Source organism: Gordonia malaquae, from assembly GCF_037148075.1.
GTDB lineage: Bacteria > Actinomycetota > Actinomycetes > Mycobacteriales > Mycobacteriaceae > Gordonia > Gordonia malaquae.
In genome coordinates this window covers 1-221 of record NZ_JBBCUB010000018.1, presented here as the reverse complement: position 1 = coordinate 221, position 221 = coordinate 1, and the positions used below count along the sequence as shown (strand labels likewise).

The following is a 221-nucleotide window of genomic DNA, read 5'->3' as shown; positions in this document are numbered from 1 at the left end:
CGAAGGGGCCTTTCCGTTCGACTTGCATGTGTTAAGCACGCCGCCAGCGTTCGTCCTGAGCCAGGATCAAACTCTCCAACAAAAAATGTGAAACAAACACACCCCAAAGAGCGCGTGATTTCAGCACAAGCCAGAAAGCAAAACCTGACCAAATCCAAAAAACTGACAAAGATTCAATCATAAACAAAACAAAAACAAATTCTTGTCCGTCACAACATCCT

The 221-nt window shown here is 44.3% G+C and carries 1 rRNA gene; it reads right to left on the bottom strand.

The annotated features are described in order from the left end of the window. A 16S ribosomal RNA gene (locus tag WFK36_RS22730) occupies positions 1-82 on the bottom strand; the annotation flags it as partial. Positions 83-221: the final 139 nt, after the last annotated feature.